The 18233-nt window shown below is 64.6% G+C and carries 18 protein-coding genes; 4 read left to right on the top strand and 14 right to left on the bottom strand.

Annotation, left to right across the window (positions count from 1 at the left end; translation table 11 throughout):
* Nucleotides 1–3: 3 nt before the first annotated feature.
* From GGD65_RS36145 to GGD65_RS36135, 3 genes are all read right to left on the bottom strand, one after another.
* Nucleotides 4–216, bottom strand: a complete 213-nt coding sequence (locus tag GGD65_RS36145) for a hypothetical protein (RefSeq protein ID WP_018315882.1) — start codon at nt 214–216, stop codon at nt 4–6.
* Between the two features lie 121 nt (nt 217–337).
* Nucleotides 338–775: a flagellar basal body rod protein FlgC gene (locus tag GGD65_RS36140; RefSeq protein ID WP_183238300.1), complete on the bottom strand. Its 438-nt coding sequence runs from the start codon at nt 773–775 to the stop codon at nt 338–340.
* Nucleotides 776–889: 114 nt separating this feature from the next.
* Nucleotides 890–1939: a hydroxyacid dehydrogenase gene (locus GGD65_RS36135; protein ID WP_183238299.1), complete on the bottom strand. Its 1050-nt coding sequence runs from the start codon at nt 1937–1939 to the stop codon at nt 890–892.
* Between the two features lie 253 nt (nt 1940–2192).
* On the opposite strand from GGD65_RS36135, the gene GGD65_RS36130 reads away from it, so the two are divergent.
* The 3 genes from GGD65_RS36130 (at nt 2193) to GGD65_RS36120 (ending at nt 3810) form a co-directional block, all read left to right on the top strand.
* Nucleotides 2193–2750 carry a thiamine pyrophosphate-binding protein gene (locus GGD65_RS36130; protein WP_183238298.1) on the top strand — a complete coding sequence of 186 codons (558 nt, stop codon included), beginning with the start codon at nt 2193–2195 and terminating at the stop codon, nt 2748–2750.
* Nucleotides 2751–2758: 8 nt separating this feature from the next.
* A complete protein-coding gene (locus tag GGD65_RS36125; protein WP_177237101.1) occupies nt 2759–3355 on the top strand; it encodes a thiamine pyrophosphate-dependent enzyme in 597 nt (198 codons plus the stop codon).
* 77 nt (nt 3356–3432) lie between these two features.
* Nucleotides 3433–3810 carry a VanZ family protein gene (locus GGD65_RS36120; RefSeq protein ID WP_183238296.1) on the top strand — a complete coding sequence of 126 codons (378 nt, stop codon included), beginning with the start codon at nt 3433–3435 and terminating at the stop codon, nt 3808–3810.
* A gap of 45 nt (nt 3811–3855) precedes the next feature.
* On the opposite strand, the gene GGD65_RS36115 is transcribed toward GGD65_RS36120, so the two are convergent.
* The 11 genes from GGD65_RS36115 to GGD65_RS36065 all read right to left on the bottom strand — a co-directional run bounded on the left by GGD65_RS36115 (nt 3856) and on the right by GGD65_RS36065 (nt 17160).
* Nucleotides 3856–4239 carry a DUF1236 domain-containing protein gene (locus GGD65_RS36115; protein ID WP_018315876.1) on the bottom strand — a complete coding sequence of 128 codons (384 nt, stop codon included), beginning with the start codon at nt 4237–4239 and terminating at the stop codon, nt 3856–3858.
* Between the two features lie 113 nt (nt 4240–4352).
* Nucleotides 4353–5240 carry a 2-hydroxy-3-oxopropionate reductase gene (locus GGD65_RS36110; protein WP_183238295.1) on the bottom strand — a complete coding sequence of 296 codons (888 nt, stop codon included), beginning with the start codon at nt 5238–5240 and terminating at the stop codon, nt 4353–4355.
* Between the two features lie 207 nt (nt 5241–5447).
* Nucleotides 5448–6233, bottom strand: a complete 786-nt coding sequence (hyi, locus tag GGD65_RS36105; RefSeq protein WP_018315874.1) for a hydroxypyruvate isomerase — start codon at nt 6231–6233, stop codon at nt 5448–5450.
* 14 nt (nt 6234–6247) lie between these two features.
* Nucleotides 6248–8038: a glyoxylate carboligase gene (gene gcl, locus GGD65_RS36100; RefSeq protein WP_183238294.1), complete on the bottom strand. Its 1791-nt coding sequence runs from the start codon at nt 8036–8038 to the stop codon at nt 6248–6250.
* 152 nt (nt 8039–8190) lie between these two features.
* Nucleotides 8191–9993: an adenine deaminase gene (locus tag GGD65_RS36095; protein ID WP_183238293.1), complete on the bottom strand. Its 1803-nt coding sequence runs from the start codon at nt 9991–9993 to the stop codon at nt 8191–8193.
* 85 nt (nt 9994–10078) lie between these two features.
* The gene (locus GGD65_RS36090; RefSeq protein ID WP_179737474.1) at nt 10079–10876 is read right to left on the bottom strand and encodes an NYN domain-containing protein; all 798 of its coding nucleotides are present in this window, start codon (nt 10874–10876) and stop codon (nt 10079–10081) included.
* 54 nt (nt 10877–10930) lie between these two features.
* Nucleotides 10931–12430 (bottom strand): tripartite tricarboxylate transporter permease, encoded by a 1500-nt coding sequence (locus tag GGD65_RS36085; protein WP_183238291.1) that lies wholly within the window; start codon nt 12428–12430, stop codon nt 10931–10933.
* Nucleotides 12430–12915 carry a tripartite tricarboxylate transporter TctB family protein gene (locus tag GGD65_RS36080; RefSeq protein WP_179737472.1) on the bottom strand — a complete coding sequence of 162 codons (486 nt, stop codon included), beginning with the start codon at nt 12913–12915 and terminating at the stop codon, nt 12430–12432. The genes GGD65_RS36085 and GGD65_RS36080 overlap by 1 nt, the downstream gene beginning before the upstream one ends.
* Nucleotides 12912–13880: a tripartite tricarboxylate transporter substrate binding protein gene (locus tag GGD65_RS36075; RefSeq protein WP_183238289.1), complete on the bottom strand. Its 969-nt coding sequence runs from the start codon at nt 13878–13880 to the stop codon at nt 12912–12914. The genes GGD65_RS36080 and GGD65_RS36075 overlap by 4 nt, the downstream gene beginning before the upstream one ends.
* A 106-nt stretch (nt 13881–13986) precedes the next feature.
* Nucleotides 13987–14829: an IclR family transcriptional regulator gene (locus GGD65_RS36070; protein WP_177237117.1), complete on the bottom strand. Its 843-nt coding sequence runs from the start codon at nt 14827–14829 to the stop codon at nt 13987–13989.
* A 201-nt stretch (nt 14830–15030) separates the two neighbouring features.
* Nucleotides 15031–17160, bottom strand: coding sequence for an acetate--CoA ligase family protein (locus GGD65_RS36065; protein ID WP_183238288.1), 2130 nt, complete (start codon nt 17158–17160; stop codon nt 15031–15033).
* Between the two features lie 349 nt (nt 17161–17509).
* Here GGD65_RS36065 and GGD65_RS36060 point away from each other — a divergent pair, with 349 nt between their 5' ends.
* Nucleotides 17510–18205: a GntR family transcriptional regulator gene (locus GGD65_RS36060; RefSeq protein ID WP_161966556.1), complete on the top strand. Its 696-nt coding sequence runs from the start codon at nt 17510–17512 to the stop codon at nt 18203–18205.
* Nucleotides 18206–18233 lie beyond the last annotated feature (28 nt).

Genomic DNA, 18233 nt, shown 5'->3' with positions numbered 1-18233 from the left:
ACCTCAGGACGGAAAGTCGGCCGCTCTCACATGGATGCGGTCGGCATGCAGCGACCAGTGATGCAGGGCCTGGTCCTTGCAGAACCTGGCCTTCGCCCGCTCCCTGGCCTCGTCCTCGTCGGAGGCGTCGATTTCCAGCGTACCCTGGCAAATCTCGCTCTGCCGGCCGTACTCGCCGAGCACATCTTTCATGAACTTGACGACATAGGTTGACATGGGACCTCCCTGCTGCCCCGGCCGCACTCTAATCCCATTTAAGCCGGACCGGGGAAGGAGATTTTGACGCGGATCAAGGACCGGCAAGGTTCCCGCCGCCCATCCAGGCGGCAGTCCGCCCTCATGTGGTGATGTCGAGAAGCGACTCTGTCGTTTCCGCGTAAGCCTGAATGACTTTCGCATTGGCAATGAAGCTGTACTTGGCGGCCGCCAGTTGAACGAATTCGCTGGCGATATCGACATTCGGCGCTGCGACCAGCCCATCCTGGTTTGCGAAGGAAGCGCTTGGGTCGGATTGCGCGGTATAGCTCGGCGATACCGTCGACACCTTCGCGATCGTGCCGCCCGGCGTTTGGTCGACCTGGTCGACGCGCAATGGCACGTAAGCCGCAGGAAACGTCGGAGCAATGCCCGGACTGCCTGTAACGGCCGACGGGCTCGACCCGCCCGACCCCGGCAGCGGGCCGGTCGTTTGAACATTCGCGATGTTGCTCGCGGCCACGTTCACGCGCAAACTCGCCGCCGAAAGTCCGGATGTCGCAATCGAAAATATGCTCATGGACTTTCAACTACAGGACAAGTGATACGCGTTCACTTACCCGCTCGATAAGATGCGGCGCTTTGCCTTTCCGTCGTGGTAACCAATGATCGGAGCGCGCCGAGCCTTCGCGCCCTACCCCGGCGTCACGCCAAAAGCCTGCTTGAAGCGCTCCGCATAACGCGGCCAGACCTCGGGATTGATGATGCGCGGCGGGCGCTTGCCGTCGAGCGTGTCCAGCACCTGCTCGGCCGCGATCCGCCCCATGTTCTGGCGCGCTTCGATGGTCACTCCCGCGGTGTGCGGGCTCGCCAGCACGTTGTCGAACTGGAGCAGCGGATGCTCGGGCGGTGGCGGCTCCTTGGACCAGACGTCGAGGCCGGCACCGGCGATGCGCTTGTCGCGCAGGGCCTGGAGCAGCGCATCCTCGTCATGGATGAAGCCGCGCGCCGTGGTGATGAAATACGCATGCGGCTGCATCAGCCCGAACTCGCGCGTGCTGATCATGTTGCGGCTGCTCTTGTCGAGCGGACAAGAGATCGAAACGAAATCGGCGCGGCGCAACAGCTCGTCGAGCTCGACCTTCTCGCCGCCCCGTTCGGCCATCACTTCGGCCGACAAATACGGGTCGTAGGCCAGCACCTTCATGCCGAGCAGGCCCTTGCAAAGCGCGGCGATGCGGCGGCCGACATTGCCGAGGCCGATGATGCCGACGGTCTTGTGCTCGACCTCGTTGCCGACCAGATCATTGCGGTTGACGTCGCGCTCGCGGCGCAGGCGGCGGTCGGACTGGATGATGCGCTTGGACAAGGTCAGCATCATCGCCAGCGCGTGCTCGGCAACCGAATGGGCATTGCCGCCGGACTGGTTGACGACCAGCACGCCCGCATCCGTGCAGGCCTCGACGTCGACAGGGTCGAAGCCCGCGCCATTGCTGGAGACCAGCAGCAGGTTCGGCGTCCGCCTCAGGAAGGTGGCATCGACGTGGAAATGCGGGGCGAGCTCGTCCCGGGCGGCGCCGATCTGGTAAACGTGCGCCGCATTCAGGATCGGCGCGTAGACATCTTCGGGACTCCCGTTCTCGATGCGGTCGAGCCGAACGTCGGGCCGCGCCTTCAGGATGTCGACATAGATCGGATTGGCCAAATAATTGGAGTAGAAGACGCGCTTGCTGTTGACGGACATCAGGACCCTTCCGGCTCTCCAGGGAAATCCGCAAGGTCGGCGCGATGCGCGCCCGTCCGTGCCCCCTCCCGTTTTCTCGTTGTCGCCGCTTATGACATGGCGGCGCCGACCGCGGCAGGCCGTCCAGCGCAGATCACGGTGCGGCCCGGACATGTTGACAATCCCGCCTGCTCCGTCAAGTTCGACCGATCGCCGCGACGGCCAGAACCAAGAAGCATGCGCGGCCCAAGAAAATACGCCAAGGGAGAACGCAATGGCGATTGCGGAACAGCAGACGCAGGGACAGGCGTCCGGTGACCAGAGCTGGCACGGCATCGTCCTGCAAACCCTGAAGCGCAACGAGATCAGCCTCATTCCCTACGTGCCCGACCGGGTGCTGACGCCCCTGATCAAGAACCTGCACGCCGATCCTTTCTTCACCACCTTCGCCACTGCCCGCGAGGAGGAAGCCGTCGGCATCGTCTCGGGCGCCTGGATGGGTGGGCGGCGCGGCGCGGTGCTGATGCAGACCTCTGGCTTCGCCACCCTCGCCAATGTGCTCGCCTCGCTCGCGGTGCCCTACCAGATCCCGCTGATCATGTTCGTGTCCGAGCGCGGCACGCTCGGCGAGTTCAACTACGGCCAGTCGCTGGTCTGCCGCACCATGCGTCCGATGCTGGATTCGCTGGCGCTGGAGCACCACACCATCACCCGGCTCGACGAGCTCGAATTCATCGCCGACCGTTCGATCAAGCAGGCCGTCACGACACAGGCGCCGGTGGCCCTGATCCTCAACCCGCTGCTCACCGGCGGCAAGGTTTTCGACAAGTGAGCGCCACCATGAACACTGGCAATACCAAGGTGATGAACCGGTTCGATGTGACCTCGCGCCTGATCGCAAAGCTCAAGCACGAGGAAGCCGTGATCGGCGGCATCGGCAACACCAATTTCGACCTCTGGGCCGCCGGGCATCGCCCGCAGAATTTCTACATGCTGGGCAGCATGGGACTCGCCTTCCCGATCGCGCTCGGCGTGGCGCTGGCGCAGCCCGACCGCCGCGTCTTCGCGCTCGAAGGCGATGGCTCGCTGTTGATGCAGCTCGGCGCGCTCTCGACGATCGCGACGTTGAAGCCGAAGAACCTCATCATGATCGTGATGGACAACGGCATCTATCAGATTACCGGCGCACAGCCGACACCCGCGGCCAGCGTCGCGGATATCGTTGCCATCGCAGCAGGCTCCGGCCTTGCGAATAGCGCCTGGGCTGCGGACGAGGAGGATTTCGAGCGCCTGGTCGATGCGGCGATGTCCGCCGCCGAGCCGAGCCTGATCGCGGTCCGCATCGACGACAAGCCGGGCGTCGGCACCACAAGGCGCGATCCCGTACAAATCCGGGAGCGCTTCATGCACGGGCTCGGCGTGCGCGAGCCGCTTTAACTTTTTGTCATTAACTACACAGCGATCTGATGGAGGGACTGTACCGGCCCGCTGCCAATCTGTGCTAAGCGAACCGGATGTCCATTTTGATCCGTTCCTTTGCCTGGCTGCTCGCGGCCGCCGTTACTTTCGCCACCCTCGGTCCCCCTGGCCTGCGGCCCCATTCCGACCTCGGCCAGGACGGCGAACACGCTCTCGCATTCATCCTGGTGGGGCTGGCCTTCGGCCTTGCCTATCCGCGGCGGCGCCTGCTGGGCGCGGGGGCCGCAGTCGTCCTGATTGGCGTGCTCGAACTGATGCAATTTTGGGCACCCGGACGCCACGCCCGGCTGGCGGATTTTCTGGTCGACGCGCTGACGGCCTGCCTTGGCTTTGCGCTCGCGGCGATCACCGATTGGGTTGTGACACGCTTTCTCGCAAGCCCCTCTGCAGCAAGCGAAAGCCCCGCGGAGTAGAACTCCGCAGGGCCCTTTTCTCTCCACGCCTGTGGTCGGCCTGGATCAGTCGATGATCTTGACGACGCGACGCGTGCGCGGTTCGACGATCACGCGGCGATCGTTCACGACCGCATAGCGATACTCGGTGTAGTTCGGCACGGGGCGGAGCACCACGGTCGGCGGCAGCGGCTCGCCCACCACGACGCGCTCCTCGACCACGACGGAGTCACTCCGCGGGATTCCGCCCAGCACCGCATTCGGAATCTCGAGGCCGGCGCCAACGGCCGCACCAACTGTGCCGCCAACCATCGCGCCGATCGGTCCGCCAATGTCGCCACCAGCACGCGCGCCGTCCCTGGCGCCTTGTTCGGTCGTCGACTGAGCAAAGGCTGCGCTCGACGCCAGCAGCGACGCTGCAGCCAACGTAATCGCAAGACGGGTTTTCATGTTGTTTTGTCTCCAGTGATTGTCCTGCGCCTTCAACCGCGGGGCCGGAGCATTGTTCCGGTTCCCCAGTGCCGAAGAGGCTTCAAAACTGGAGACTGTTACCGCGTAACAGTTCAGGCTGCCGCGATCTCGTGGCCTGCCATCAGTTCCAGTGCCCGCACCATCGCGGAATGATCCCAGCCCTTTCCGCCATGCGCGGTGCAGGCCGAGAACAATTGCTGCGCCACCGCCGTGCTCGGCAACGACAGGCCAAGCGAGCGCGCGCCCTCGAGCGCGAGATTGAGATCCTTCTGGTGCAGCTCGATGCGGAAACCAGGATCGAAATTGCGCTTCACCATGCGCTCGCCGTGCACTTCGAGGATGCGCGAGGAGGCAAAGCCGCCCATCAGCGCCTTGCGCACCAGGGCCGGATCGGCCCCGGCTTTGGATGCAAATAACAGCGCCTCGCTCACCGCCTCGATCGTCAGCGCGACGATGATCTGGTTGGCAACCTTCGTCGTCTGCCCATCGCCATTGGCGCCGACGTGAGTGACGTTCTTGCCCATCTTGTCGAACACCGGCTTCATGGTGCCAAAGGCCCGCTCCGGCCCGCCAACCATGATGGTGAGACTCGCCGCCTTGGCGCCGACCTCCCCGCCCGACACCGGCGCGTCAAGATAGTCCGCCCCGAGCGCCTCGATCTTCTTGGCGAACTCCTTCGTCGCCAGCGGCGAGATCGAGCTCATGTCGACGACGATCTTGCCTTTCGAGATACCGCTCGCAACACCATCCTTGCCGAACAGCACCGCTTCGACATGCGGCGTATCCGGCACCATGATGATGACGGCATCCGCGCCCTCCGCGACCTCCTTGGCCGACTTGCAGGCGATGCCGCCCGCGGAGATCAGCTCAGCCGCAACCGGCGCAACATCGTGCAGGAGAACACGATGGCCAGCGCTAAGGAGATGGCCGGCCATCGGCCGTCCCATGGTGCCAAGTCCGATGAAGCCGATGTTGGTCATGTCTCATTCCTCCAGATTTAGGCCAAGTCGATCCACAAGCTCGGTGCACCTCTCCCGCTTGCGGGGGAGGTCGGCGCGTAGCGCCGGGTGGGGGCTCTATCCGCTTACTTTCAGCGCATCTCGATCGAATCTTTTCGCGGAGATACCCCCACCCCAGCCCTCCCCCGCAAGCGAGAGAGGGAGCGCACCGTCGCTGTGGGTGCGTTCTCAGGTCTCAAAGGTCTGCGCGGCGTGCCAGGACAGCCCTTCCAGCGTCGTGGTGCGCGGCTTGTATTCGCAGCCGATCCAGCCGCGATAGCCGATCGCGTCGAGATGGCGGAACAGGAAGGGATAGTTGATCTCGCCGGTGCCGGGCTCGTGGCGGCCCGGATTGTCGGCGAGCTGGATGTGCGCGATCTCAGGCAGATATTCCTGCATGGTGCGGGCGAGATCGCCCTCCATGATCTGCATGTGATAGATGTCGTACTGGACGAACAGGTTGTTCGACCGCACCTCGGAGATCAGCTGTATCGCCTGCTCGGTGCCGTTGAGGAAGAAGCCGGGAATGTCGAGCGTGTTGATCGGCTCGACCAGGAGCTTGATGTTCTCGCGCGCCAGCGTCGAGGCCGCAAAGCGCAAATTTCCCACCAGCGTCTCGTTCAGCTCGCGCGGATCGGCATTCACAGGTGCAATACCCACGAGGCAATTGAGCTGCTCGCAATCGAGCGCCTTAGCATAGTCGATGGCGCGAAACACGCCGTCGCGGAATTCAGCGGTGCGATCGGGCAGGATCGCAATGCCGCGCTCGCCCCCTGCCCAATTTCCGGCCGGCAGATTGTGCAGCACCTGCGTCAGACCATGGGCTTCCAGCTGCTCGCGCAGCTGCGCCTTGTCGAAATCATAGGGGAAGAGATACTCGACCCCGGAAAAGCCCGCCGCCTTCGCCGCTGCGAAGCGGTCGAGGAACGGCATCTCGTTGAAGAGCATGGTGAGGTTGGCGGCGAATTTCGGCATGATGAGGTCCTTCCCTATTCCGCCGGCTGCAGCACGCCTGGGCGCGCCCGCTCGACCTCGTCGAGCGGCAGGTCCAGCACCTCCTCGAACTCGACGATGTTGTCGATCTCCGTTCCCATCGCGATGTTGGTGACGCGTTCGAGGATGAACTCGACCACCACGGGCACGCGGTGCTTGGCCATCAATTCGCGCGCGGTCGCGAACGCGGCCTGCGCGTCCCTCGGATCGGTGACGCGGATCGCCTTGCAGCCGAGGCCTTCGGCGACCGCGACGTGGTCGACGCCGTAGACGCCGATCTCGGGCGCGTTGATGTTCTCGAAAGAGAGCTGGACGTGATAGTCCATCTCGAAGCCGCGCTGGGCCTGGCGGATCAAGCCGAGATAAGAATTGTTCACGACGACGTGGATGTAGGGCAGATTGAACTGCGCCCCGACGGCGAGCTCCTCGATCAGGAACTGGAAGTCGTAGTCGCCGGAGAGCGCGACGATATCGCGATCCGGGCACGCCGCACGCACGCCGAGCGCGGCGGGCAGTGTCCAGCCGAGCGGCCCCGCCTGCCCGGCATTGATCCAGTTGCGCGGCTTGTAGACGCCGAGGAACTGGGCGCCGGCGATCTGCGACAGGCCGATCACGGTGACGTAGCAGGTGTCGCGACCAAAGGCCTTGGTCATCTCCTCATAGACGCGCTGCGGCTTGATCGGGACATTGTCGAAGTGGCTCTTGCGCAGCATCGTCTTCTTGCGATCGCGGCAGGCCGCGGGCCACGCCTGGCGCTCGCGCAGCTTGCCCGACCGGCGCCACTCCCTGGCGACGCTGACGAACAGCTCGAGCGCGGCCTTGGCGTCCGAGACGATGCCGAGATCCGGATTGAACACGCGCCCGATCTGGGTCGGCTCGATGTCGACGTGAACGAATTTGCGGCCCTTGGTGTAAGTCTCGACCGAACCGGTGTGACGGTTGGCCCAGCGGTTTCCTATGCCGAGCACGAAGTCGGATTCGAGCATGGTGGCGTTACCGTAGCGGTGGCTGGTCTGAAGGCCGACCATACCGGCCATCAGCACGTGATCGTCGGGGATCGCGCCCCACCCCATCAGCGTCGGTACAACAGGCACGTTGGCGATCTCGGCGAATTCGACCAGGAGGTCGGAAGCATCGGCATTGATGATGCCGCCGCCCGCAACGATCAGCGGCCGCTCGGCGGCGTTGAGCATCTCCAGCGCCTTCTCGACCTGCTTGCGCGTCGCGGTGGGCTTGTAGACCGGCAGCGGCTCATAGGTCTCATCGTCGAACTCGATCTCGGCCAGCTGCACGTCGAGTGGCATGTCGATCAGCACCGGCCCCGGCCGGCCCGAGCGCATGACATGAAACGCCTGGCTGAACACGCGCGGCACCAGCGCCGGCTCCCGCACGGTGACGGCCCATTTCGTCACGGGCTTTGCGATCGACTCGATGTCGACGGCCTGAAAATCTTCCTTGTAGAGCCGTGCCCGCGGCGCCTGCCCGGTGATGCAGAGGATCGGAATGGAATCGGCGATCGCGGAATAAAGCCCGGTGATCATGTCGGTGCCGGCCGGCCCCGAGGTTCCGATGCAGACCCCGATATTGCCGGCCTTCGCCCGCGTATAGCCCTCGGCCATGTGCGAGGCGCCCTCGACATGCCGCGCCAGAATGTGGTGGATCGAGCCGCGCTTCTTCAGCGCCGAGTAAAGCGGATTGATCGCGGCCCCGGGAACGCCGAAGGCGGTGGAGATGCCTTCCTTTTCCAGAATTCGCACGGCAGCATCGATAGCTCGCATCTTCGCCATATCGGACCTCGCTCGGTTCAAGTCAGCGAGCGAGATCATCGGGTGCGCGTGATGCGATCTCAACGAGATCGATTTTATTTTCCACGATGTGGCAACCGCGGAAAAATCTTGGGCGTCTCAAACGGTTAGATCGAGAGTCGCGTGAAAGCGGATCACTCGAACAGCGGCGCCAGTTCCATCTGCGGCACCAGCACGAGGCCCTTGTCGGTGATGCGAATTTCCGGAATGACCGATAGGGGAATCAAATTGAAGCCCATGTAGGGAATGGTGCAGCCGGCCTCGGCCCATTCCTTCTTCAACGCCTTGACCTCTTCGGCCACCTCCGTGACGCGCTTGTCCGAGAGCAGCCCCGCGATCGGTAGCGGAACCAGCGCCCTTACCTTGCCATCGGCGACGACGCAGACGCCGCCCTGCAGGTCCTTGATGGCCGCGATCGCGACTTGCATATCGGGCTCGTTGGTGCCGGCGACAATGATGTTGTGGCTGTCGTGTCCGACGCTGGAGGCGACCGCGCCGCGCTTGAGGCCAAAGTCCTTCAGCAGTCCATAAGCGACGTTGCCGGACGACTTGCCGTGGCGCTCGATGACCGTGACGAAGCAGAGGCCGTAGCGCGCGAACAAGGACGGCCAGTCTTTGGCGGGTTCGATCGCGACTTTGTCATGGATCAGCGTGATGCCCGGCAGCGCCGTCTTGATGGCATTGACGGTGCAGGTCTTCGCCGGGAGATCCGGCGTCAGCTTGACCTTCTTCGGCAGCTTCACCGTCGCGTAAGCCGCCTTTGGATATTGATAGCGGTGCGACAGCGCCTGATCGAGCAGCCCGGTGATCTTGCGGTTCTCGACCACGAGCTCGCCGCCATACCAGGTGCATTGTGGCTTGAGCTGGTCGTCCATCAGCACGAGGTCGGCGCGGCGGCCGCCGCCGAGGCCACCGATGTCGCCATCCATGCCGAAGCGCGTCGCGCCATGCAGCGAGCCCATCGACCAGGCCTGCTCCGGTGACATCCCGGCCTTCACGGCTTCGCGCACCACCCAGTCGAGACCGAACATCAGGAGATCGTCGGCGTCGCGGTCGTCGGTGCAGACGGCCGCGCGCTTGTGCGAGGCGCCAAGCTCGGTAATCGTGCGGATTGCCTGCGGCAGCGAATGCCACGGCGTCGTCGGGGGGCCACCACGCAGGAACACCCAGACGCCGGCGTCGAGCAGATCGTCGGCGATGTCGCGCTCGATCGCCTCATGGGTGTCGGTGACGCCTGACGCCGCATAGGCCGCGACGAATTCGCGGCCGTAGACGTGGCCGGACACCGGACGTCCCCGCTTCAAGGCGGCCGCAAGGATGGCATGGCTGCGCTCGTCGCCCATCGTGACCGGCACGAAATCCATCTTCTCACCAAGCCCCACGGCTTCGGGCCAGCGGTCGAACAGGCCGGCGATCTTGTCCGGCGTGAGGTCGCCGCCCGCCGTTTCCAATTCGGCCGACGTTGCCGGCACCGTGCTCGGCACCGTCAAAAAGATCGAGAGCGGCGCCTCGCGCGCGTCCTCCAGCATCGCCTCGACGCCGGCGACGTCCATGACATTGCCGATCTCGTGGCTGTCGCAGAAGATCGTGGTGGTGCCGTTGAGCAGCGCGGCCTCGGCATAGGCGCAGGCCGTCACCATCGAGGATTCGATGTGGATGTGCGGATCGACCAAGCCCGGCGCGACGATGCCGCCAGCGGCATCGTAGAGCGGCACGCTGGGCCAGACTTTCTTCGCCGCACCTGATGGCTTCACCGCCGCGATGCGCCCGCCGGTGATCCAGATCTCCCGACCGGGATGAATGCGTTCCGAATAGGTCGAGAGCACCCGCGCTCCGGTAATGACCAGATCTGGCGCGAGGCGCGCAGAAGCGACGTCGGCCAGGCGCCGGGTCATCGCATGCAGCGGGGCGACGGTGAAGCGGGTGAGTTTGGGCATCGGGACCCTCGCGCGGCGTTACGGCCCGGCGATGGTTACGCCCTGCACCAAACCGGGCAAGTGCAAATATGACGGCACGCCCTGCTTACGCCTTAGGCGCCGCGCCGCCTGCCCCCGACCTGGCAGACCGGCGCGGGTTCCGCGTTCTTGCCGGCGGTGCAGCAATGGGCTTGACCCGAATCCGCATCGACCGGCCCTTCGGCTCATCGATCTCGAACGAATTCGTCTTCCGCACGAGGTCGCTCAGCTTGCGGAAGCCGTAGGTCCTCGGATCAAAATCGGAAGCGAGATTGGCGAGCTGCCGTCCGACTTCACCGAGCGCGACCCAGCCGTCCTCGCTCTCCATCTGGGTGATGACCTTCTTGATGATGGGCGTGGCGGCATCGGGCGGCTGAAGCGGCGCTGAGCGTGAGGATGCGTCCTGGGTGGTCGCAGTGCCGGCGAGCAGGTTCTCCGTATAGACGAATCTGCGGCAGGCCTGCCTGAAGCTTTCGGGTGTCTTCTGCTCGCCAAACCCAAAAACATCGATGCCCTGCTCCCGGATGCGGGCGGCAAGCCGGGTGAAATCGCTGTCCGATGACACCAGGCAAAAGCCGTCGAACCGGCCGCTGTGAAGCAGGTCCATGGCGTCGATGACCAGCGTGATGTCTGATGCATTCTTTCCCGTCGTATAGGCAAATTGCTGCTGCGGGATGATGGCGTGTTTGGACAGAATGTCGGCCCATCCCTTCGACCGCGCATTGGAGAAGTCGCCGTAGATGCGGCGAACGCTGGCCTCGCCGATCTTGGCGATCTCCTCGAACAGTCCGTCCGCGATTTTCGCCGACGCATTATCGGCATCGATCAGGACGGCGAGACGGGGCGAGCGAAGTTCTGACGGCATGGGGCATGTCCCTACGGATGGACGCGGCATCAAAAGACGCGTGCGCCGGGATGACTAATCTTCGGTCGCTTTGAACCGGCCCAGCCCCTTCAGCACAAACGGCGCCAGCAGCGCGATCAGGGCCAGCGCCAGCAGCGTCGCCGAGATCGGGCTCTGCAGCAGCGTCATGGGATCGCCGAGACTGATCGCGAGCGCCCTGCGCAACTGGCTCTCGGCGATCGGGCCCAGGATCAGGCCGACGACGACGGGCGCGATTGGAAAATCGAACCGGCGCATCAGGAAGCCGAGCACGCCGAAGCCGGCCAGCATCGACAATTCGACCACCGACGGCTTTGCGGCGATGGTGCCCATGGTCGCGAACACGAGGATGCCGGCATAGAGCCACGGTTGCGGGATTGCGAGCAGCCGCACCCAGAGGCCGACCAGCGGCAGGTTCAGCACCAGCAGCATGCAATTGGCAATGAACAGACTGGCGATCAGGCCCCACACCAGGTCAGGCCGCTCGGCAAACAGCAGCGGTCCCGGGTTGAGGCCGTATTGCTGGAAGCCCGCCAGCATCATCGCCGCCGTCGCCGAGGTCGGCAGCCCGAGCGTCAGCAGCGGCACCAGCGTGCCGGCGGCGGAGGCGTTGTTGGCGGCCTCCGGTCCTGCGACGCCTTCGATCGCGCCCTTGCCGAATTCTTCGGGATGCTTCGTCAGCCGCTTCTCTGTCGAATAGGACAGGAAGGTCGGGATCTCCGCGCCGCCCGCCGGCAGCGCGCCGATCGGAAAGCCGAACATCGTGCCGCGCAGCCACGGCTTCCACGACCGCTTCCAGTCTTCCCTGGTCATCCACAGCGAACCGCGCACCGGCTCGAGCTTCTCCTCGCTGTGGTGGCGGCGCGATGCGACGTAGAGCGCCTCGCCCACCGCGAACAGGCCGACAGCCAGCGTCGTCACCTCGACGCCGTCGAGCAGTTCAGGAACGCCGAACGCAAGCCGCGCCTGCCCCGTCAGCTTGTCGATGCCGACGAGACCGAGCGTCAGACCGATGAACAGGCTGGTCAGGCCGCGAACCGGGGAATCGCCGAAGGTCGCCGACACCGTGACGAAGGCGACGCACATCAGCGCGAAATAGTCCTCAGGGCCGAAGCGCACTGCGAAATCGACCAGCCACGGCGCGAGGAAGGCGAGCCCAATGGTGGCGATGGTTCCGGCGACGAAGGAGCCGATCGCGGATGTCGCAAGCGCTGGCCCGCCGCGGCCGGCCTTGGCCATCTTGTTGCCTTCGAGCGCAGTCGCCATCGAGGCGCTCTCGCCGGGCGTGTTGATCAGGATCGCGGTGGTCGAGCCGCCATACATGCCGCCATAATAGATGCCGGCGAACATGATCAGCGAACCGCCGGGGTCGAGCTTATAGGTGACCGGCAGCAACAGCGCGACCGTCAGGGCGGGGCCGATGCCGGGCAGCACGCCCACGGCAGTGCCGAGGAACACACCGATCAGCGCGTAAAGCAGGTTCATCGGCTGAACGGCGACCGCCATGCCGTGGGCCAGCGCGGCAAAAGTGTCCATCACAGCAGTCGCTCCAGCGGGCCGGTCGGAAGGCTGAGCGTGAGCAGCCGGTCGAACGCGAGATAGATCAGGGTCGACATCACGAGGGCGATGATGGAATCTACCAGGATGGCGCGGCGGCCGAAGGCGGCCGACGTCGTCACGAACAGCGCCGACGTTGCCAGGATGAAGCCGCCGCCAAAGCCGATGATGGCGATCAGCAGCGCAAGGCCGATGAGGATCAGAACCACGGGCACCGGATCGGCGCTCTCGCGCGCCGGCAAATTGCCGCGCAGCGCGTCGATGAAATTGCCGATCGCGAGCAGCGCGAGGCCGCTGGCGACTACGACCGGCATCGCCTCGGGCCCCATGCCGTACATCGCGGTGGATGACAGGCCGCGGGCGTCGAAGACCAGCACCGCAGCGAGACCTGCGAGCAGTGCAGCGATGACGATGCCGGCGCGATCGACGCGCCGCGGCGGCTGGGCCGGATCGCCCGAGGTCATGACTTGACCAGACCGACCGATTTCAGCACGTCGGTGACGCGCACGGTTTCCTTCTTCAGGAAATCGGCGAAGGCGTCACCGCCGAGATAGGCGTCTTCCCAGCCCTTCTGCTTGAGGATTTCCTTCCAGGCGTCCGACTTCACCATCTTCTCGACCGCATCGCTCAAGGTCTTGCGCTGCTCCGGCGTGATGCCGGGAGGCGCCACCACCGAGCGCCAGTTGGCGATCACGAGGTCGATGCCCTGTTCCTTGAAGGTCGGGATGTCGCTACCTCCGATGCGCTTCTCCGAGGTCACGCCGATCGCGCGCAGCTTGCCGGACTTGATCTGCCCTTCATATTCGCTGAGGCCCGAAATGCCCGCGGTGACCTTGCCGCCGAGGATCGCAGCCAGCGACTCGCCGCCGCCGGAGAACGGGATGTAGTTGATCTTCTTGGCGTCGGCACCGACCGCGCCGGCGAACAACGCCGCCATCACATGGTCGACGCCGCCGGCCGAGCCCCCGGCGAAAGTCACCTTGGCAATATCGGCCTTCACCGCGGCGGCCAGATCCTGCGCGGTCTCGATCGGCGAATTCGCGGGAACCACGATTACCTGGATTTCCTCGGTGAGGCGCGCGATCGGCGTCACCTGCTCGAGCGTCACCGGCGACTTGTTCATGGCGAGCGCGCCCACCATGACGAAGCCGTTGACCATCAGCTGGTTGCCGTCGCCCTTGGCACCATTGACGAACTGGGCGATGCCGACGCTGCCGCCGGCGCCGGGAACGTTGGTGACCTGCACGCTGCGCGCGACGCCCGCAGCCACCAGCGCCTGCTGCATCGAGCGCGCGGTCTGGTCCCAGCCGCCGCCCGGGGCCGCCGGCGCCATCAGCTTGAGCTCGAGCTGCTGGGCAAGGGACGGCGTCGCTGCCGCAAGGGTCAGCGCGACGGCTGCGCCGGCAAGGCGCGCGGAAAATTGGAACATAAGGACGCTCTCCAGGCTCATGCGGACGTTTGCCGCATTGTGTCGTTTGGTCGCATATCAGCCAAAACGGCCGATGCTGTCCAGCGACAGCGCCCGGGTTCCCCAATTAGCGCGGTATCGGCATCACCCCGCCGAGCGCGACGGTCAGCTCGCCGGCGACCTCGCGCACGATTTGGCCGATCTCCGGCAGCCTGTCGTCGGTCAGGCGGCTGGTCATGCCGGAGACGGAAATCGCCGCGAGCGGCTCGGCGCAGTCGTTGTAGACCACTGCGGCAATACAGCGCAGCCCCATGCAGGCCTCCTCATCGTCGAGCGCAAAACCTTGCTTGCGGATTTTTTCGAGCTCCTTGAACAGGTCGCTCGGCCGCACGATCGATTTCTCGGTCAGCCGGGGCATGCCGTGATGGCGGATGACGGCGCCGACGTCCTCATCGGAATAGGTTGCGAGCACGGCCTTGCCGACGCCCGACGTCACCATGGGAACGCGGCCGCCGACCTGGGTCAGCGAGCGCATGATCTCGCGGCTTTCCATGCGGGTCAGCACGATGATGAACTCATCGTCGACCACGGCGAGATTGGCGGTCTCGCGGGTGAGATCACGCAGCTTGCGCAAGTAGGGAATCGCCTGCGTGGAGAAATTACGCCGCCGCGCGAAGCTCGCGCCGACCGTGAAGGCGCGCGAGCCGACGTGCCATTTGGATTCGGCGCGGTCGAACTGCACGAAGCGGCGGCTTTCCAGCGTCGCCAGCAGGCGGTGCACCGTGGAAGCCGACAGGCCGGTGCGCACCGCCAGATCGCTGAGGCGATAGCCTTCGTCGTCCTCGGCCAGCGTTTCCAGGATCGACAGCGCGCGATCGACGGACTGCACGCCGCCGTCGCGCGTGTCGTTATCGGCCTCCGATGCCGATCGAGGCTCGAGCGATTTGCGCCGGATCACGTTCTTGCTCATCGCGACCTGCATTCGTTCTTCTTCCCCTCTCCCCGCTTGCGGGGCCGAGACGAGCTCCGCTCGCTCTGAGAGGGTCAGGGTGAGGGGGAGCCTCCGCAAGGACGGCAGCAGTCAGACTCGCGGAGAGTCCCCCTCACCCGGAATTTGCTGCGCAAATTCCGGCCTCTCCCCGCGTGCGGGGAGAGGCGAAGGTCGTCATACTCAGAGCAGCCCTGCCCCGCGCGCCCATTTGTACTTGGCGCCGAGGACCTCGACCGGCAGCTCGGTCGAGTAGGCGTAGGCCGGAATGCCGTTCTGGTAGAGATATTCGGCGGCTTCCTCGACCTCGACGTCGCCGGCGAGCGAGGCGACGATCGGCTTCACGAAGCCTTTCGCCTCCATCTCCTTCTTCACCTCGACCATGTTGCGGGCGAACACCATCGGCGGCGTGACGATGGTGTGCCAGTAGCCGAGGATCAGCGAATGGATGCGCTCATCAGAGAGGCCGAGCTTCACCGTGTTGACATAGGTGATCGGCGGCTCGCCGCCGGTGATATCCACAGGATTTCCGGCAGCCCCGAACGGCGGGATGAACTTGCGGAAGGCCGCATCCAGATCCGCCGGCATCGACATCAGCGACAGTCCGTTGTCGACGCAGGAGTCCGACAGTAGCACGCCCGAGCCGCCCGCACCGGTGATGATCAGCACGTTCTCGCCCTTCGGCGTCGGCAGCACCGGCACGCCGCGGGCGAATTCGAGCAGTTGCCGCAAGCTACGAGCGCGGATCACGCCGGACTGCGCCAGGACGTCCTCGTAGATCTTGTCGTTACCGGCGAGCGCGCCGGTGTGCGACGAGGCCGCCTTGGCACCAGCCGAGGTACGACCGGCCTTGAGCACGACGACAGGCTTCTTCTTGGAGACGCGCTTGGCGGCTTCCGCGAAGGCGCGGCCGTCCTTGAGGTCTTCGCAGTGCTGCGCGATCAGATTGGTGTTCGGATCCTGCTCGAAGAAGGCGAGCAGATCGTCCTCGTCGATATCGGACTTGTTGCCGAGGCCGACGATGGCCGAGACGCCCATCTTGGCCGAGCGCGAGAAGCCGATGATGGCCATGCCGATGCCGCCCGATTGCGACGACAGCGCCGCGTGGCCCTTGACGTCGTAGGCCGTGCAGAAGGTCGCGCAGAGATTGGCCGGCGTATAGTAGAAGCCGTAGATGTTCGGCCCCATCAGGCGGATGTCGTACTTCTTGCCGACCTCGACAATCTCGGCCTGCAGCTCGGGCGCACCGGCCTCCGCAAAGCCCGACGGAATCAGCACCGCGCCCGGGATTTTCTTCTCGCCGCATTCGGTGAGCGCCGCCGCGACGAACTTCGCGGGGATCGCGAACACCGCCGTGTCGATCACGCCAGGCACGTCCTTGACGCTCTTATAGGCCTTGTAGCCGAGGATCTCGGCGGCCTTGGGGTGGATCGGATAGATGTCGCCCTTGTAGCCGCCGTTGATGAGGTTCTTCATCACGGAGTTGCCGATCTTGCCGTCCTCGGCGGAGGCGCCGACCACGGCGACTGCCTTGGGCTGCATGATGCGGCTCATCGCCGCGACAATCTCTTCGGTCGGGCGCGGCTTCGGCTTCGGCACATAGGCGAAGTCGACGACGATGCGCACGTCGGCGGCGGTCGCGCCCTTCGCCGTCGCGAACACCGGATTGAGGTCGAGCTCGACGATCTCAGGGAAATCGGTGACGAGCTGCGAGACCTTGACGATGACATCGGCAAGGGCGTTGCGGTTCACCGGCTCGCCGCCGCGCACGCCTTTCAGGATCTCATGTGCCTGGATGCCGTCGAGCATCGAGAGCGCGTCTTCCCTGGTCGCGGGCGCGAGGCGGAAGGTGATGTCCTTGAGCACCTCGACCAGGACGCCGCCGAGGCCGAAGGCGACGAGTTTGCCGAACGAGCCGTCGGTGATCGAGCCGACGATGACCTCGGTGCCGCCAGCCAGCATCTGCTGCACCTGGACGCCGTCGATCTTGGCATCGGCCTTGTACTTCCTGGCGTTGCCGAGAATGGTCTCATAGGCCTTCTCGGCATCTTCGGCGGTCTTGAGGCCGACGATGACGCCGCCGGCTTCGGTCTTGTGGAGAATGTCCGGCGAGACGATCTTCATCACGACCGGGAAGCCCATCGACGAGGCCATCTTGCCGGCCTCGCCCGCCGACTTCGCCACGCCCTCCTTCGGCACCGGAATGCCATAGGCGTCGCAGACCAGCTTGCCTTCCGGGGCCGTCAGGCTGGTGCGGTTGTCCGCCTTGACCTGGTCAAGCACCTTGCGGACGGCTTCTTTGGAATTGGACATGTGGCTTCTCCCTTGACCTCAGTTCGTTCTTTTCAAAGCGCGCGCGTGGTTTTGCGGCTGCCCGTGATGCTTGCCATTCGCCGCGCTCTGTTCCATTCCGCGGAACGGAGCGGCATAAGCCAGACTACTCCGCCGCCGTGGATCAAAAATGGCTGGCGATGGCATTTGGTATGCCAGAAGCCAACTTGTCAAGCTGCAGCATTGCTTGGAACGCCGCAAAAAATAGCCAGCTTGACATTCTGGCATGTGGTATGCCAAAAACTTTCCCGTTAATAATCCTGTAAAAGACGACTCCCACTGGAGGAGATTCGTCGTGTCACTGCGGAAACCAACCAAGGCGTTGCCGAACATGGCCGAGGCAGATATCGCAATCGTTCGTATTGCCCCGGAGAGCAGCTTCAAGAACAAGGCGTATGACGCCTTGAAGGAAGCCATCCTCAGGATGGACATCTATTCGACGCCCGAGCCGGTGATGCTCGACGAGCGCGCGCTGTCCGAACGTCTGGGTGTCAGCCGCACCCCGATCCGCGAAGCCATCGCGATGCTCGAGCAGGACGGCTTCGTGAAGACGGTGCCGCGCCGCGGCATCATGGTGGTGCGCAGGACCAAGAGCGAGATCGTCGACATGATCCGCGCCTGGGCGGCGCTGGAGAGCATGGCCGCGCGCCTCATCACCACCACTGCGCGCAAGAAGGACATCACGGCGCTGCGCGACTACTTCAAGGACTTCGGCAAGGACCGCCTGCCCGAGGATCACGTCGAGGAATATTCGCGCGCCAACATCGCCTTCCACCAGGCGCTGATCTCGCTGTCGGAATCTCCGGTGCTGGTCGATCTCACCAACGACCTGCTGCTGCACGTGCGCGGTTATCGCCAGCTGACCATCGGACGCAAGGACCGCACCGCGACCTCGCTGCCCGAGCATCTCGGCATGATCGAAGCACTGGAGGCACGCGACACCGAGCTCGCCGAGAAGCGCGCCCGCGACCACACTCTCGGCCTTGCCGCTTACGTCGAAGCGCACGGCCAGGAACTGTTCACGTAACCAAGCAACGTTCACCAGAAGGGCGAAC

Origin of the sequence: Bradyrhizobium sp. CIR18 (genome assembly GCF_014198295.1) — a bacterium.
Lineage (GTDB): Bacteria > Pseudomonadota > Alphaproteobacteria > Rhizobiales > Xanthobacteraceae > Bradyrhizobium.
The sequence above is the reverse complement of the archived record's forward strand: the minus strand, read 5'-3'. Positions and strand labels throughout refer to the sequence as shown.

Coding starts and splice junctions, on each gene's coding strand:
- GGD65_RS36145 (WP_018315882.1), bottom strand. CDS start 216: ATGTCAACCTATGTCGTCAAGTTCATGAAAGATGTGCTCGGCGAGTAC.
- GGD65_RS36140 (WP_183238300.1), bottom strand. CDS start 775: ATGAGCATATTTTCGATTGCGACATCCGGACTTTCGGCGGCGAGTTTG.
- GGD65_RS36135 (WP_183238299.1), bottom strand. CDS start 1,939: ATGTCCGTCAACAGCAAGCGCGTCTTCTACTCCAATTATTTGGCCAAT.
- GGD65_RS36130 (WP_183238298.1), top strand. CDS start 2,193: ATGGCGATTGCGGAACAGCAGACGCAGGGACAGGCGTCCGGTGACCAG.
- GGD65_RS36125 (WP_177237101.1), top strand. CDS start 2,759: ATGAACACTGGCAATACCAAGGTGATGAACCGGTTCGATGTGACCTCG.
- GGD65_RS36120 (WP_183238296.1), top strand. CDS start 3,433: ATGTCCATTTTGATCCGTTCCTTTGCCTGGCTGCTCGCGGCCGCCGTT.
- GGD65_RS36115 (WP_018315876.1), bottom strand. CDS start 4,239: ATGAAAACCCGTCTTGCGATTACGTTGGCTGCAGCGTCGCTGCTGGCG.
- GGD65_RS36110 (WP_183238295.1), bottom strand. CDS start 5,240: ATGACCAACATCGGCTTCATCGGACTTGGCACCATGGGACGGCCGATG.
- hyi (WP_018315874.1), bottom strand. CDS start 6,233: ATGCCGAAATTCGCCGCCAACCTCACCATGCTCTTCAACGAGATGCCG.
- gcl (WP_183238294.1), bottom strand. CDS start 8,038: ATGGCGAAGATGCGAGCTATCGATGCTGCCGTGCGAATTCTGGAAAAG.
- GGD65_RS36095 (WP_183238293.1), bottom strand. CDS start 9,993: ATGCCCAAACTCACCCGCTTCACCGTCGCCCCGCTGCATGCGATGACC.
- GGD65_RS36090 (WP_179737474.1), bottom strand. CDS start 10,876: ATGCCGTCAGAACTTCGCTCGCCCCGTCTCGCCGTCCTGATCGATGCC.
- GGD65_RS36085 (WP_183238291.1), bottom strand. CDS start 12,430: ATGGACACTTTTGCCGCGCTGGCCCACGGCATGGCGGTCGCCGTTCAG.
- GGD65_RS36080 (WP_179737472.1), bottom strand. CDS start 12,915: ATGACCTCGGGCGATCCGGCCCAGCCGCCGCGGCGCGTCGATCGCGCC.
- GGD65_RS36075 (WP_183238289.1), bottom strand. CDS start 13,880: ATGTTCCAATTTTCCGCGCGCCTTGCCGGCGCAGCCGTCGCGCTGACC.
- GGD65_RS36070 (WP_177237117.1), bottom strand. CDS start 14,829: ATGAGCAAGAACGTGATCCGGCGCAAATCGCTCGAGCCTCGATCGGCA.
- GGD65_RS36065 (WP_183238288.1), bottom strand. CDS start 17,160: ATGTCCAATTCCAAAGAAGCCGTCCGCAAGGTGCTTGACCAGGTCAAG.
- GGD65_RS36060 (WP_161966556.1), top strand. CDS start 17,510: ATGGCCGAGGCAGATATCGCAATCGTTCGTATTGCCCCGGAGAGCAGC.